The following is a 14028-nucleotide window of genomic DNA, read 5'->3' as shown; positions in this document are numbered from 1 at the left end:
CTGTAACGTACGCACATCCACGCCATTTTTCAGCATTAAAGTGGCAGCTGTGTGCCTGAGCTTATGGGCGGAGTACTTGTCCCGGTCCAGTCCAGCTTCCGCCAGCCGCTTTTTGATCATGTAATGCACGCCGTCCTTGGTCACACGGGTCCGCCGCCGACTGATAAACAGCGCATAGGGGTCCACAGCCGCCGACTGGGCCCGAACGGCCAACCAGTCGTCCAGTGCGCTGCGGCAGGCGGTATTGAGGAAGACAAAGCGCTCTTTGTTACCTTTGCCTAACACTCGCATACGGTCGTCCCGCACATCGCTGAGGTTCAAGCCCACCAACTCAGAAATTCGCAGTCCACAGTTTAAAAATAAGGTAATAATACAAAAGTCTCGCTCAGAATTGGCCCCGTCGATGCTGTCCAGCAGTTGAATGCACTCATCCAGGGTTAAAAATCGCGGCAGCGTCTGGCGCTGTCTGGGCGCATCCAGCTCCTGAATGGGATTTTCCGTGAGAACTTTGGCTTTGTTCACCAGATATTTATAAAAGGAACGGATTGATGCAACTTTCCGAGCTCTGGTGGATGCCTCAAGGCCACAGCCAGCCTGGGGCGAATTGTGATTCTTGGCACGGCTACGGCTGAGAAAGCTGAGATATGCGTACACATCGGCCAGCGTCACAGAGCGCACCAGCGAAACATCCACGTCGTCAATCGAGATTTCGTCCAGCGGCGTGGATCTTGGCACCAAGCCTTTTTCAAGTTTCATGTATCTGAGAAAGTTGCGCAGATCGAGAAAATATTCATCCACGGTTTTGGACGAATGTCCCTGAATGGTCTCGTGATACGCGAGAAAATCCCGCAGCACCGGCGGCGCTTGAGTTTGATAGTCAATTTTCATGTAAAATCACCATATTTGCATACATAAAGCCAGGCTGGCCGGATCATACTACGGGTATCAAATTTCCGGGAGCCCCCTACCCTCAACTCAACAAAATTTTAATTTTGTTGAGTTACTAGTGTGTTCAAACAGGAGTTCCCGGCACATCAGAATTGGAGGTCAAGTTATGAGTCTCATTCCGTGTACCCTCTCCTGTCGGCATCAGACCGATGGCCGGTGCACCCTGTACACAACGGGTGCACACCCCATGCGCAACGCCGCTCAGGACGGCACCGACCACCCCTGTCTGAATTATGAGCCCAAAGACTCACACAAGCACCGCAATCGCTTGCCGGATGTTGTGCACCTCAATGAGCTGTAAGCCATCCGGCACCACCAGCTTTCCGCTGTGCCGGGCTGGAATCAGGCATTTGGTAAAGCCCAGCCGCTGCACCTCGCTGAGCCGCTGATTCAAGGCGTGCACCGCCCGCAGCTCGCCGGTCAGGCCCACTTCGCCGATGGCCGCCAAATCATATGGCACCGGCTTGTCCCGGAAGCTGGACGCCAAAGCCACGATGAGCGCCAGGTCCGCCGCCGGCTCTGTAATGCTCAGGCCGCCAATGACGTTGACGTACACGTCACAGTTGGACACCATAAGCCCTCCACGTTTTTCCAGCACTGCCGAGAGCATCATGGCCCGGTTGTAGTCAAAGCCGTTACAGGAGCGCCGGGACGTGCCGTAGGCCGACGGGGTGAGCAGCGCCTGAACCTCTGCCAGCACCGGGCGCACGCCCTCCATGACACAGGTGACGCAGGAGCCCGGGGTGTTCTGAGGCCGCCCGGACAGCAGCGCCTCCGAAGGGTTGGGCACCTGGGACAGGCCTTGGTCTCCCATCTCAAACACACCGATCTCGTTGGTGGCGCCGAAGCGGTTTTTGGCTGCCCGGAGAATGCGGTAGGAGTTGTGCTCCTCCCCTTCAAAATGCAGCACACAGTCCACCATGTGCTCCAACACCTTGGGGCCTGCCAGGGAGCCTTCTTTGTTGATGTGGCCCACCACAAAAACGGTGATGCCCAAGCCCTTGGCCAGGTGCATCAGGGTCATGGTGCACTCTTTGACCTGGGCCACGCTGCCTGGAGAGGAGTTGGACTCCCCGTTGTACACCGTCTGAATGGAGTCCACGATCAAAATATCCGGTTTTTGCTCCTCCACCGCCGCCACCACATCGTCCAGGTTGGTCTCTGAGTAGAGATACAGCCCCTGCCCGGAGATACCCAGCCGCTGGGCCCGCAGCTTGATCTGCCGCTCCGACTCCTCGCCGGACACATAGAGCACCGAGGCAAACTGGCACAGGCTGTTGCAGATCTGCAGCATCAAAGTGGACTTGCCGATGCCCGGGGCGCCGCCCACCAGCACCAGAGAGCCCTTCACGGCTCCCCCGCCCAGCACTCGGTCCAGTTCGCTCATTCCCGTGGGGAAGCGCAGTTCGTCGGTGGCCTCCACGTCGTCCATGGGCCGGGGCTTTCGCAGGGGCGAGGTGGACAGGCTCCCCCCTGCTTTTTTCTTGCTCTCCGCCGCCGGGGCGGGCTGCTCCACAATGGTGTTCCAGGCCCCGCAGGCCAGACATCTGCCCTGCCATTTGGGAGTCTCGTTGCCGCACTGAGTGCAGTAGTACACAGTTTTATTTTTTGCCATTCAGATTCCTCCTGAGGCTCGGTTTATCATTTGCATTTGGTGGAGGTAGGCTCCGGTGATGGCCATGGACAGCCGGGTCTGATAACCGTCTGTGAGGAGCAGCGAGGCCTCCAGCCCATTGCTGAGAAAGCCACACTCCACCAACAGGCCAGGACAGGAAATATGGGAAAAGAGATACACGTCCTCGGACACCTGCTTGGCCTTTTTTGTGTTGGAGCTGTCCACCGTCTCCTGGAGCATCTGCTGGGTATATTCTCCCCACTGCCGCCCCACATCGCCCAGAGTGTAAAACACCTGTGCCCCTCGTACCGAGGGGTCGGAATATTGGTTTTGATGGATGCTGATGAGCATGGCCCCTGGGGTGTCGTTGACCAACTGGACCCGATAGTCCAAATCGGAGCGTTTCCGCTCTCCCCTCTCCTCTGCCCCCGGCGTATGGAGTGAGACATCTTCCGTCCGGGTGAGCACCGGCTCCACTCCGCACAGCGCCATGAAATATTCCAGCTTCTTCACGATCTGGAGATTGATCTCACTCTCCCGGTGGCCCGAAGCGGTGACGGCTCCCCCGTCCTCTCCACCGTGTCCAGCATCCAGCACCACGACAGGATGTCCGGTATCCACTTGAACCACTGTGGGCACCACCAGCTTGCCCCATCGGGCGAAAAAACAGAGGATACATGCCGCGATGAGCAGAATCACCATCCATGGCTTCATAGCCATCCCCCCTTCCCTCCATCCATATGAAGCAGGGGGACAACTCATACCAGCCTAGGTTAAACGCAGTGATAGACCTCTCGGTGGCGCTGGGAAATTTCCACCCGCAGGTCGGGGAAGGCCTCCTTCAGCCACCCCTCCAACACGGGGCACACCACGTTCTCTGTGGGGTAGTGTCCGGCGTCCAACAGGTTCAGGCCCTGGGCCTTGGCCGCCAGAAACACATCGTACTTCACGTCAGCGGTGACAAAGGTGTCACACCCGGTGGCCACCACATCCCCCAGCATACTGCCGCAGGAGCCGCCACCAACAGCCACCCGGTGCACCGGCGTGCCGCTGTCCACCACCCGCACGCAGGCGGCATCCAGCCGCTCCTTCACCAGGGCAGCAAAAGTCTCCACGCTCTGGGCTTCCACCTGGCCAATCCGTCCAATGCCATAGGGGTTTCCCTGCTCGTCCACCCCGTCCTGGCTCAGCTGCTCCACCTGGGTCAACCCCAGCTTGCAGGCTAGGGCGTCGTTGACACCCTCCGCCACGGCGTCCAGGTTGGTGTGGGCGCAAATAGCGGCAATGCCATGCTCTGCCATGGTCAGCAGCAGGTCTCCGCCGGGAGTGACGTCAGTGAGCTGTTTGACCCCTTCCCAGATCACCGGGTGGTGGGACACAATGAGCTGTGCCCCCAGCTCCACGGCCTCGTCCACTACGTCTCTGGTGATGTCCAAGGCGATGAGGACCCGGTCCACCGGGGCATTGCGCCGCCCCACCAGGAAACCGGCGTTGTCAAACCCCAGCTGGTATTGAAAGGGGGCCTTCTTCTGAATAACCTCATAGATTTGCTGTACGGTGTTCATGCTTCCAGCTCCTTTTTCATCTCATCCATGCCTGCCAGTACCTGCTCCAGCTGCTCCACCACCGCCTGGTCCGGATTGGCAGAGGCCTTCTGTCCCTCCAGGGCCCGGCGCACCTTGCCCTCCATCATGGACAGGTATGCCCCTCTCAGGGGCTGTGGGGTGTTGCGCCCCACCCAGAGCTCTGCCGGGGTCATGGGGACATCCTGACCGCCCCGCACGGTGAGCACGGTATACATACGGCTCCCCTCTTGGCACAGGGTCTCGTGCTCCACCCGATAGCCGTTTTCCACCAGCCACTGTCGGAGGTCCGAGAAGGAGGTCATGGGCTGGAGGAGCAGCAAGGTGTTCTCCTTCGTCCAGGGAGCCTGCTCCAAAATGGCGGCAATGGTCTCCCCGCCCATGCCTGCGATGGCCACCACGTCCGCCTCCCCTGCCTGGATACCGGATAAACCGTCACACAGGCGCAGAGAGACCCGGTCCGCCACTCCGTGCTGCTCCACCGTTTCCTTGGCCCGGGCCAAGGGGCCCTCCCGCAAGTCCGAGGCAATGGCGGAGGGGATACGCCCCTCTAACAGCAGCCATGCCGGCAGCAGTGCATGGTCCGTGCCCACATCGGCCAGCACCGAGCCCTGGGGGACCTGCTGGGCAATGGCACGCAATCTCGGCGTCAATTCCATAAAAATCCCTCATTTTCGTCAGATACAAGAAAAGAGCGGTTACCCGCTCTTTTCCCGCAATGGTTTTTATTCGCCGATGTTGGCGTTGAGCTGCTCCAGCAGAGCGTTCACGTCCACGCCGTGAACCATGCAGGCCTGCTCCACAGTCTCACCCCGGGAAGAGGGGCAGCCCAGGCAGTGCATGCCGATGGACAGGAAGATGGGGGCAGTCTGAGGAGCGATGTCCAGAATATCGCCGATGATAGTATCCTTGGTAATCTTAGCCATGTGATATGACCTCCTGATCTAGTTTGTCGAACAGTGATAGTATATCCAACCCTGCAAGGTTTTGCAAGGGTCAGTTGGGGAACTCACTGGAATTCCTTCAAGAACGCCTCCAGGCGGTCCATACCCTTCTTGATGTTCTCCATGGAGGTGGCATAGGACCAGCGCACAAAGTTGGGGGCACCGAAGGCGGTACCGGGCACGGTGGCCACCAGGCCATACTTCAAGAAGGCCTGGGAGAAGTCGTCACAGGTATTGATCACCTGGCCGTGGACGGTGCGGCCCACCAGCTTCTCCATGTTCATCATCACGTAGAAAGCGCCCTCGGGCTTGATGCAGCTGACACCCTCCACCTGGTTCATACGCTCCACCAGGTAGTTGCGCCGCTCCTCAAAGGCCTGCCGCATGGTCTCAATCTTCTCCTGGGAGCCACTGAGGGCCGCCTCTGCCGCCTTCTGGGAAATGGTGCAGCAGGAGCCCGCACAGTGGCTGAGGTAGTTGCTCATGACCTTGATGATCTCAGGCTCAGCCAGAGCGTAGCCAATGCGCCAGCCCGTCATCGCATAGGCCTTGGAGACACCGTTGATGAGGATGGTGCGCTTCTTTACCTCTTCGCCCAGGCTGGCCACAGAGGTAAGTTTCAGCCCATCATAGAGCAGGCAGGAGTAGATCTCGTCGGCGATGATGTACAGGTCGTTGGCCACGCACACATCCACCAGAGCCTTCAGCTCCTCCCCGTTGTACACCATACCGGTGGGATTGGAGGGATTGTTGAGAATCATAGCCTTGGTCTTGGGGGTAATGGCATCCCGCAGCTGCTGGGCGGTGATTTTGAACCCGGCAGACTCCTCCGCGGTCACCACCACAGGCACGCCGCCCATCATACGGACCAGCTCAATGTAGCTGACCCAGTAAGGGGCCGGGACAATCACCTCATCCCCAGGATTGACCAGAGCCCGGAGAGCCACATACACACAGTGCTTGGCACCAGCGGCCACCATCACCTGGGACGGCTCATACTCCACATGGAAGTCCGCCTTCACACGGTCGCACACCGCCTTCTTAATGCCGGGCAGACCGGAGGCGGGGGTGTAGCGGGTGTTGTTCTCCTCAATGGCCCGGATACCAGCGGCTTTAATTTCGTCCGGGGTGTTAAAATCCGGCTCACCAGCGCCAAATCCCACCACGTCAATGCCGTCGGCCTTCATCTGCTTGGCCAGAGAGTCAATGGCCATGGTGCTGGATGCCTGCACCTGAGAGGCAATCTTGGACAGTTCTTTCAAGTCAATCCCTCCGTACACTTCATTTGTGACATATTATACCGTCTTTCTTGCACATATGCAAGAGTCAATCCCACGGATACGGGTTGTTTTGCATGTTGTAGCGTCTTGTGCTGCAAAATTCACCGGGTGCGCTTGGTGGTATTCTTGCGGTAGAGGAAGTACAGCCCTTTGACCATCAGGTCTCGGTCGTACTGAATTTCATGGCGGCAGTGGCGGAAGATCTCCGGGGCGTACTCTCCCGTAGCCACCACAGAGGCCGCCTTTTCTCCAGCAGACTGCTCCATCTCGTCAATGAGGCGATCAATGGACCCGGCATACCCGTACACCACGCCCGCTCGCATGGAGTCCACCGTGTTGCGGCCCAGGGGAGAATCCACCTTTCCCATGGCAATGTGGGGCAGCTGGGCTCCGTTGTCGGACAGGGCCTCCAGGGCAATGGCCATACCAGGCATGATGGAGCATCCCTCATAGGAGGCCTGACGCATGTAGGAGAAAGACAGGGCGGTGCCCGAGTTAATGACAATGGACGGAGACGGATACAGGGCCACCGCTGCCACCGCCGAGGCCACAATGTTGCTGCCCAGCTGGTTATGCACGTCCGCCCGGATGTTCAGCCCGGTTTTCACTCCCGGGCCCACCACCATGGGGCGCTTCCCTGTCAGGCGCTGAATGGCCCGGACAAAAATATCCGTCACCTGGGGTACAACGCTGGACACAATGGCCCCCTGTACCTCCTGAATCTTCCCGCCGTACAGCTGGAACACCCCCATGAGGTCCAAGGCGCATCGATCTTCACTGTATCTGCGCTCACTTTCCAGCTCAGAGCGGAACCGGATGTCACCGTTCTCTTCAAACAGTGCGATGGTGACATGGATATTGCTGATAGCCACAGCCAAAATCAAAGCGCCCAACCCCTTCATGATCAGATTCATATTATTTTTATTATAGCCAGCAATCCAGAGCAATGCAAGAGGGAACCTCCGCCCGAATCCAGTCCGGCGGAGGTTCCCCAGGTCGTTAAATATGATCCCGGATGATCTGACCCATACGGCGGGTGCCGATGACGTCTTCTCCCGGTTTGGCAATGTCGGCCGTGCGCCAGCCATCAGCCAGGGCCTGGTCCACCGCCCGCTCCACGGTGTCCGCCTCGGCAGACAGCTGGAAGGAGTAGCGAAGCATCATGGCCACGGAGAGAATGGTGGCAATGGGGTTGGCCTTGTCCTGCCCGGCAATGTCGGGGGCCGAGCCGTGGATGGGCTCATAGAGGGCGGGGGCGGTATCTCCCATGGAGGCGGAGGGCAGCAGGCCAATGGACCCGGTGATCATAGAAGCCTCGTCGGAGAGGATATCTCCGAACATGTTCTCGGTCACCACAACGTCAAACTGGCCCGGGTCCCGCACCAGCTGCATGGCACAGTTGTCCACCAGCACGTCCTCATAGGCCACGTCTGGATACTCCTCCGCCAAACGGTGCATCACAGATCGCCACAGGCGGCTGGTCTCCAGCACGTTGGCCTTGTCCACACTGGACACTTTCTTCCGTCTCAGACGGGCCATCTCAAAGGCTCGGCGGCCAATGCGCTCAATCTCCATCTCGGAGTAGGCCATCAGGTCGGTGCATTCCACGCCACGGTCCGGGGTGTCGTAGCGGTCCCGCTTGCCAAAGTATACGCCTCCCGTGAGCTCCCGCACCATCATCAGGTCAATGCCTTTCTCGGCGGTCTCCTTTTTCAGGGGGCAGGCCTCGGCCAGAGCGGGGCGCAGCGCAGCGGGGCGCAGGTTGGCATACAGCCCTAAGTCCTTGCGGATAGCCAGAAGAGCGGTCTCCGGCCGCTGCTCGGCGGGCTTGTCGCTGCCCCACTTGGGACCGCCCACGGCGCCCAACAGCACGGCGTCACAGCTCTTGCACACCTCAGCGGTACCGTCGGGATAGCTCTTTCCCACCGCATCGGTGGCACATCCGCCCAGCAGCACATCCACATAGGTGAAGGTGTGGCCAAACTTCTCTCCCACCTTGTCCAGAACACCTACCGCCTCATGGACAATCTCGGGGCCGATTCCATCCCCCCGAATCAGTGCAATTTTATAATTCATTTGGCAATCCCCCTGGCTTTCAGAGAGTGGAGCAGGCCGCCGTGCTCAATGATGCCGTTGACAAAGGCGGGGAACGGCGCTGCCTGGAAGGTCTGCCCGGTGGTTTGATTCTCAATGACGCCCGTGGCAAAGTCCACGGTGACGCTGTCACCGGGAGAGATACCGTCCACCGCCTCGGGGCACTCCATGATGGGGAAGCCGATATTGATGGCGTTGCGGTAGAAGATGCGGGCAAAGCTCTTGGCGATGACGCACTTCACGCCACAGGCCTTGATGGCCAGGGGGGCGTGCTCCCGAGAGGAGCCACAGCCGAAGTTGCTGCCACCCACCACAATATCGCCGGGCTCCACAGTGGCGGCAAAGTCAGCGTCGATGTCCTCCATACAGTGGGAGGCCAGGGACTTCTCGTCCGGGGCGTTTAAGTAGCGGGCGGGGATGATGACGTCGGTATCCACGTTGTCGCCGTATTTGTAAATCTTCATTTTCTCATCCCTCCCTTAAATGGTGGCGGGGTCGGTGACCACGCCGGTGATGGCGGAAGCCGCTGCCACCGCAGGGCTTGCCAGAATGATCATGGAACTGGTGGGGCCCATGCGCCCCACGAAGTTGCGGTTGGTGGTGGCAATGGCCCACTCGTTGTCGCTGAGCACGCCCATGTGTCCGCCCAGACAGGGCCCACAGGTGGGGGTGGATACCGCGGCCCCGGCCTGGATAAAGTCGGCGATGAGGCCCTCCTCCATGGCCTGGAGATAGATCTGCTGGGTGGCGGGGATTACAATGCATCGTACCCTGTCGGCCACTTTCTTTCCCCGGAGGATAGCAGCGGCCTCTCGCAGGTCCTTCAAGCGTCCGTTGGTGCAGGAGCCGATGACCACCTGCTGGATGGGCTTGCCCGCCACTTCGTCCACCGGCTGGGTGTTGGAGGGCAAATGAGGCAAAGCCACAGTGGGACGCAGCGTGGACAGGTCGATCTCCACAGTGCGGGCATACACGGCGTCCTCGTCCGCCTCAAAGGCGGTCCAGGCCCGCTCCACCCGTCCGTTCAAGTAGGCAATGGTCTTCTCGTCCACAGGGAAGATGCCGTTTTTGGCACCTGCCTCAATGGCCATATTGCAGATGGTGAACCGATCGTCCATCTCCAGGGAGGCCACACCGTCCCCGCAGAACTCCAAAGACTGGTACAGGGCACCATCCACCCCGATCATGCCGATGAGGTGGAGCACCACGTCCTTGCCACTGACATAGGGGGAGAGAGTTCCGGTGAGCTTGACCTGGATGGCCTGGGGCACCTTGAACCAGGCAAGACCGGTGGCCATGCCCGCCGCCATATCGGTGGAGCCCACGCCAGTGGAGAAAGCGCCCAGAGCTCCGTAGGTACAGGTATGGGAGTCTGCGCCAATGATGACCTCACCAGGGGCAGCCAAGCCCTTCTCGGGAATCAGGGCGTGCTCAATGCCCATCTGGCCCACATCGTAGAAGTGGGTAATCTGGTGCTTGTGGGCAAAGTCCCGGCACCTGGCGCACAGCTGGGCGGACTTGATGTCCTTACAGGGGGTGGAGTGGTCCAGCACAATGGCGATCTTATCCTGATCAAATACGGTGGACAACCCCGTCTTCTCAAACTCTTTGATGGCCACGGGTGTGGTAATGTCGTTGCCCAGTACCAGGTCCAGCTTGCCCTCTAAGAGCTGTCCGGCCTGTACCTGGCTGAGGCCCGCTGCCCGGGCCAAAATTTTCTGCGTCATGGTCATACCCATGAGACGCACCTCCTCGTTTCTCAGGTTGTTCGGTACATTCATTATGCCAAAGCCTCTGGAAAAAGAATGTAACATGTGATACAATCTTAGGGAGATTGGAGGGAACGGCATGGCACAGTGGGACATCTTCGCCCGGGGGCAGACCCCCAAGTTGTACACCAAGGGGCAGATGATTTATCTCCAGGGAGAGCAGCCTCACCACTTTTACTACCTGGTGTCCGGCTCCGCCCGCAGCTTTCTCAGCAGCCCGGAGGGAGACGAGCGTATTTTGACCATCCACCGCAGTGGGGACCTGATGGGCGAGGCATCTTTTTTTGACCAGTACCCCCGGGTCAGCTCTGCCATGGCTCTGGAGGACAGCCTGGTAGTGTCCATTGACCAGCAGCGGCTGGATCAGATCTTCATGGAGCACCCCCAGTTGGCCCAGCCCATGCTGCGCTATCTGGCCCGCACCATTCGGATTCTCTCCGACCACGTGGACACGGCCTCTCTCCCAGCCATTGGCCGGGTAGCTCGGTACCTGCTGACCTTACCCCGAGGCGAGAACAACACCGTGGCGTGTACGCACGAGAGCATCGGCCAGGCCATTGGCATGAGCCGCATCACCGTCAGCCGGGCCATGAAGCAACTGGTACAGCAGGGTGTGGTGGAGACGGGGTACGGCACAGTACAGATTTTGGACGAAGGACAGCTTCAAGTGTTACAAAACCGATAAACCAGCAAGGCCGGGAAGCCCCATCCAGCTTCCCGGCCTTGCTTTCATGTTCCATGATCGTCAGAGATATCCACTCCAGTATATTGATTGTACATGGTATAGTTCCACGACACCATAGCCTCCAGGGGGTCGGTTAGACTCAACTCTGCATGGCCGGAATCTACACCGTCCTTAGTCACCCACAAAATAATCTGTCGGTCCACTCCTTTGTATTCTGCGGCAAACCATATCTCATACTCGTAATCCCCAACGAAGTGGTCTGCATAACCGTTTACACCGATGTACCGAACATTTTGAATTCCTCCAGCCTGTTCCAGTTCTTCCCCCAACTCCATAAAACGTGCCTTGGTGTCCTCCTCAAAATGGTCCAGCTCTTCCGCTGGGATATTGCCCTCTTCCAACCATCGCTGCTTGGTATCCTCCAAGTTCAGATATTCAAAGGCTTTCTCATATTCTCCAGCTTCCATACACTGCATAAACCGATTGCCGAGGTAAATTTGCCGCAGGTTAGAAAAGCTGGGGCCTACACCTCTCACTTGTCCCACACCCAGATAGAGCACAGGAATCAACAGAAGAATAACCACAATGGATGCAATCCAGCGGTTACGAATTTTCTTAAAGCTCTTGGCTGTGGCCTTTTTTTCATGTTTGGGCTTCACTACAACCTCCGGCTCTGTGAGCTCCTGGACGGCGGTGTGCTGCTTTCCACAGGTCTCGCACTCCCGCAAATGCTCCTCCACCGCCTCTCGGGTGGCCTGGCTGCACAGATTATCCTCGTACAGCGGCAGCAAGTCCTGCACAATATCACATGACAACTTCATTTTGATACCTCCTGAATAATCTTCTGCTTGGCCCGATAGTAGGTCACTCTGGCCCACGTCTCAGATTTCCCATATAGCTCTGCGATCTCCTTGAGTTTTACATCGGCATAGGTATGGAGAATAAACACGTCCTTGTAGGGCTCACTGAGCTGCTGTACCGCCTGACGTACCCGCATACGCTCTTCCCGCTGAACGACCTGTTCCTCCGGAGTCAGTTCCAGAGAGGCCACCTCCACCATCTTCTCTATAGGACATGTCTCATGGTGTTTCTGTCTGCGGCATTCCTTCAGCCAGGCGTTTTTTCCGATCTGGCACAGCCAGGTGTACAAGCTGCTGCGCCCCTCGAATCGGTCAATATGTAAGAGGGCCTGATAGAACACGTCTTGTAACAAATCCTCGGCCATGGTCTCGTTCCGGGTCAGAGCCAGGAGAAACCGGTACACAGGCCGACTGTAGGCCTCATAGATTTCTTGAAATCCTGACATGTCTCTCCCCCCTTCTCCCGGCACTTTGTTTCCCCATTGTATCAGATATCTGCTCTCTTCTCCACTTGGTTTGCTCACCCATTAGAACCCTGAACAAACCAAACGTTACAAAAAAAGATGTGCCACAGAACCCATGTTCTGCGACACATCTTTTCCTTACAGAATGATGCAAATCAGGCCCCCGGACCCCTCGTTGATGATGCGCTGGAGGGTGTCCCGCAACTTCTCCCGGGCATCCTCCGGCATACGCTTGAGTTTGGCCTGCAAATCCTCCCCCACCAGCTCGTGGAAGGAGCGGCCAAACATGTTGGAGTCCCAAATCTTCCCCGTATCCCCCTCGAACTGACGCAGGAGGAAGTCCACCATCTCCTCCGACTGTTTCTCCGTCCCCATGATGGGAGAGACCTCGGTTTTGATGTCCGCCCGCATCATGTGGATGGAGGGAGCCGAGGCTTTGAGGCGTACCCCGTAGCGGCCGCCCTGCTTGACGATCTCCGGCTCCTCCAAGGTCATCTCCTGGGGATCGGGCATGACGATGCCGTAGCCCGTCTCCTCCACCTGGGCCAGGGCCTGCTCCACCTTCTCATATTTCCGCTTCATGGAGGCCATCTGGACCAGCTGCCCAATGAGGTCTCCGTCGTCGTGAATCTCCAGTCCACAGCGCTGGGACACTGTCTCATAGAACAGACTTCGTGGCAGCTCCAGCACCGCCGTTACCACGCCGCTGCCCATGTCCATGCGGGTGATCTGGGCGGAGGCGATTTCCTCACGCTGGTCCAAGGCCTCCACCGCTGCTTCTGTGTCCCGCAGCCGCTCCAACCCTCCAGCTTCTTGGCGAATCATCCCATAGAGCTGGCTTTTGATGGGGTGGTCAAAGGGGAGCACATCCACCCAGGAGGGGAGAAACAGCTCCAGCTGCTTCATGGGGAACTCGTGGAGCACCCCGCTCAGGATGGCCTCCACCGTCTCCTCGTCCAAGGTCAGGCAGTTCACCGCCAAGCAGGTGACCTGGTACTGCTGGGCAATATCCGCCTGGATGGCTTGGGCCCGGTCGCTGTAGGGCTGGGCGGAGTTGAGCAGCACCACAAAGGGCTTGCCCATGGCTTTGAGTTCCTCAATGACCCGCTCCTCCGCCTCCAGGTAGTCCTCCCGAGGGATGTCGGCGATGGTTCCATCGGTGGTCACCACAATGCCGATGGTGGAGTGGTCAGTGATAACCTTCTGGGTGCCCAGCTCCGCCGCCTGGGTCATGGGGATCTCGTGGTCCATCCAGGGGGTGGTCACCATCCGGGGCTGGTCTCCGTCCATCTGCCCCATGGCTCCAGGCACCATATAGCCCACGCAGTCAATGAGCCGCACGGAGAAGGAGCTGCCGTCCTCCATGGACAGGCTCACCGCATCCTCCGGGACGAATTTGGGCTCGGCGGTCATCACCACACGGCCGGACCCGCTCTGGGGCAGCTCATCCCGGGCCCGGTCCCGCAGGTAGGTGTTCTGGATTTCCGGCAGCACCATGGTCTCCATAAAGCGTTTGATAAAGGTGGATTTTCCCGTGCGTACCGGACCAACCACCCCAATGTAAATATCGCCTTGGGTGCGCTGGGCGATATCCTCATACAATTTGTTGTGATCCACAGCAATTCCTCCTCACCGCAAGTTCTCTACATGTGTATGGGGATAAGCTGTATAATATGCCAATCGAGTAGGAGGCTACCCATTAGTTGAGTAGCCGTCCTCTCACACCACCGTGCATACCGTTCGGTACACGGCGGTTCAATCGCATAAGTGCTGTTTACGAATTTGC

Annotated in this window: 15 protein-coding genes; 1 reads left to right on the top strand and 14 read right to left on the bottom strand. The window is 58.4% G+C overall.

Annotated elements, in window-relative coordinates; all coding sequences use genetic code 11:
• The 11 genes from B5F12_RS10895 to leuC all read right to left on the bottom strand — a co-directional run.
• Positions 1–888: tyrosine-type recombinase/integrase (locus B5F12_RS10895; protein ID WP_087234304.1), on the bottom strand; the 888-nt coding region annotated here is incomplete at its 3' end.
• A 307-nt stretch (positions 889–1195) separates the two neighbouring features.
• A complete protein-coding gene (gene radA / locus B5F12_RS10890) occupies positions 1196–2563 on the bottom strand; it encodes a DNA repair protein RadA (RefSeq protein WP_087234302.1) in 1368 nt (455 codons plus the stop codon).
• Positions 2564–3277, bottom strand: coding sequence for an N-acetylmuramoyl-L-alanine amidase (locus B5F12_RS10885; protein WP_158096806.1), 714 nt, complete (start codon positions 3275–3277; stop codon positions 2564–2566).
• Positions 3278–3336: 59 nt separating this feature from the next.
• The gene (locus B5F12_RS10880; protein WP_087234298.1) at positions 3337–4128 is read right to left on the bottom strand and encodes a Nif3-like dinuclear metal center hexameric protein; all 792 of its coding nucleotides are present in this window, start codon (positions 4126–4128) and stop codon (positions 3337–3339) included.
• Positions 4125–4805, bottom strand: a complete 681-nt coding sequence (locus B5F12_RS10875; protein WP_087234296.1) for a class I SAM-dependent methyltransferase — start codon at positions 4803–4805, stop codon at positions 4125–4127. Before B5F12_RS10875 ends, B5F12_RS10880 begins: the two co-directional genes overlap by 4 nt.
• A gap of 66 nt (positions 4806–4871) precedes the next feature.
• Positions 4872–5072 (bottom strand): DUF1858 domain-containing protein, encoded by a 201-nt coding sequence (locus B5F12_RS10870; protein ID WP_087234294.1) that lies wholly within the window; start codon positions 5070–5072, stop codon positions 4872–4874.
• An 83-nt stretch (positions 5073–5155) separates the two neighbouring features.
• Entirely contained in the window at positions 5156–6304 is a 1149-nt protein-coding gene (locus B5F12_RS10865; protein WP_204221565.1) for a pyridoxal phosphate-dependent aminotransferase, read from the bottom strand.
• A 167-nt stretch (positions 6305–6471) separates the two neighbouring features.
• On the bottom strand, positions 6472–7284 hold the full coding sequence (locus B5F12_RS10860; protein WP_242954951.1) for a type III pantothenate kinase: 813 nt from the start codon (positions 7282–7284) through the stop codon (positions 6472–6474).
• Between the two features lie 85 nt (positions 7285–7369).
• Positions 7370–8446 (bottom strand): 3-isopropylmalate dehydrogenase, encoded by a 1077-nt coding sequence (gene leuB / locus B5F12_RS10855; protein ID WP_087234290.1) that lies wholly within the window; start codon positions 8444–8446, stop codon positions 7370–7372.
• A complete protein-coding gene (gene leuD, locus B5F12_RS10850) occupies positions 8443–8928 on the bottom strand; it encodes a 3-isopropylmalate dehydratase small subunit (RefSeq protein ID WP_087234288.1) in 486 nt (161 codons plus the stop codon). The genes leuB and leuD overlap by 4 nt, the downstream gene beginning before the upstream one ends.
• Positions 8929–8943: 15 nt before the next feature.
• Entirely contained in the window at positions 8944–10203 is a 1260-nt protein-coding gene (gene leuC, locus B5F12_RS10845) for a 3-isopropylmalate dehydratase large subunit (protein ID WP_087234287.1), read from the bottom strand.
• Between the two features lie 109 nt (positions 10204–10312).
• On the opposite strand from leuC, the gene B5F12_RS10840 reads away from it, so the two are divergent.
• The gene (locus B5F12_RS10840) at positions 10313–10918 is read left to right on the top strand and encodes a Crp/Fnr family transcriptional regulator (RefSeq protein ID WP_087234284.1); all 606 of its coding nucleotides are present in this window, start codon (positions 10313–10315) and stop codon (positions 10916–10918) included.
• A 44-nt stretch (positions 10919–10962) separates the two neighbouring features.
• On the opposite strand, the gene B5F12_RS10835 is transcribed toward B5F12_RS10840, so the two are convergent.
• From B5F12_RS10835 to spoIVA, 3 genes are all read right to left on the bottom strand, one after another.
• Positions 10963–11739, bottom strand: a complete 777-nt coding sequence (locus B5F12_RS10835) for a zf-HC2 domain-containing protein (RefSeq protein ID WP_087234282.1) — start codon at positions 11737–11739, stop codon at positions 10963–10965.
• Complete coding sequence (locus tag B5F12_RS10830) at positions 11736–12224, bottom strand: sigma-70 family RNA polymerase sigma factor (RefSeq protein ID WP_087234280.1); 489 nt, start codon at positions 12222–12224, stop codon at positions 11736–11738. The genes B5F12_RS10835 and B5F12_RS10830 overlap by 4 nt, the downstream gene beginning before the upstream one ends.
• A 156-nt stretch (positions 12225–12380) precedes the next feature.
• The gene (spoIVA, locus tag B5F12_RS10825) at positions 12381–13859 is read right to left on the bottom strand and encodes a stage IV sporulation protein A (RefSeq protein ID WP_087234278.1); all 1479 of its coding nucleotides are present in this window, start codon (positions 13857–13859) and stop codon (positions 12381–12383) included.
• Positions 13860–14028: the final 169 nt, after the last annotated feature.

This window comes from Pseudoflavonifractor sp. An176, assembly GCF_002160435.1.
Taxonomy (GTDB): Bacteria; Bacillota; Clostridia; order Oscillospirales; family Oscillospiraceae; genus Enterenecus; species Enterenecus faecium.
Note: the sequence above shows the minus strand (reverse complement) of the source record. Positions and strands in the feature narration are given on the sequence as shown.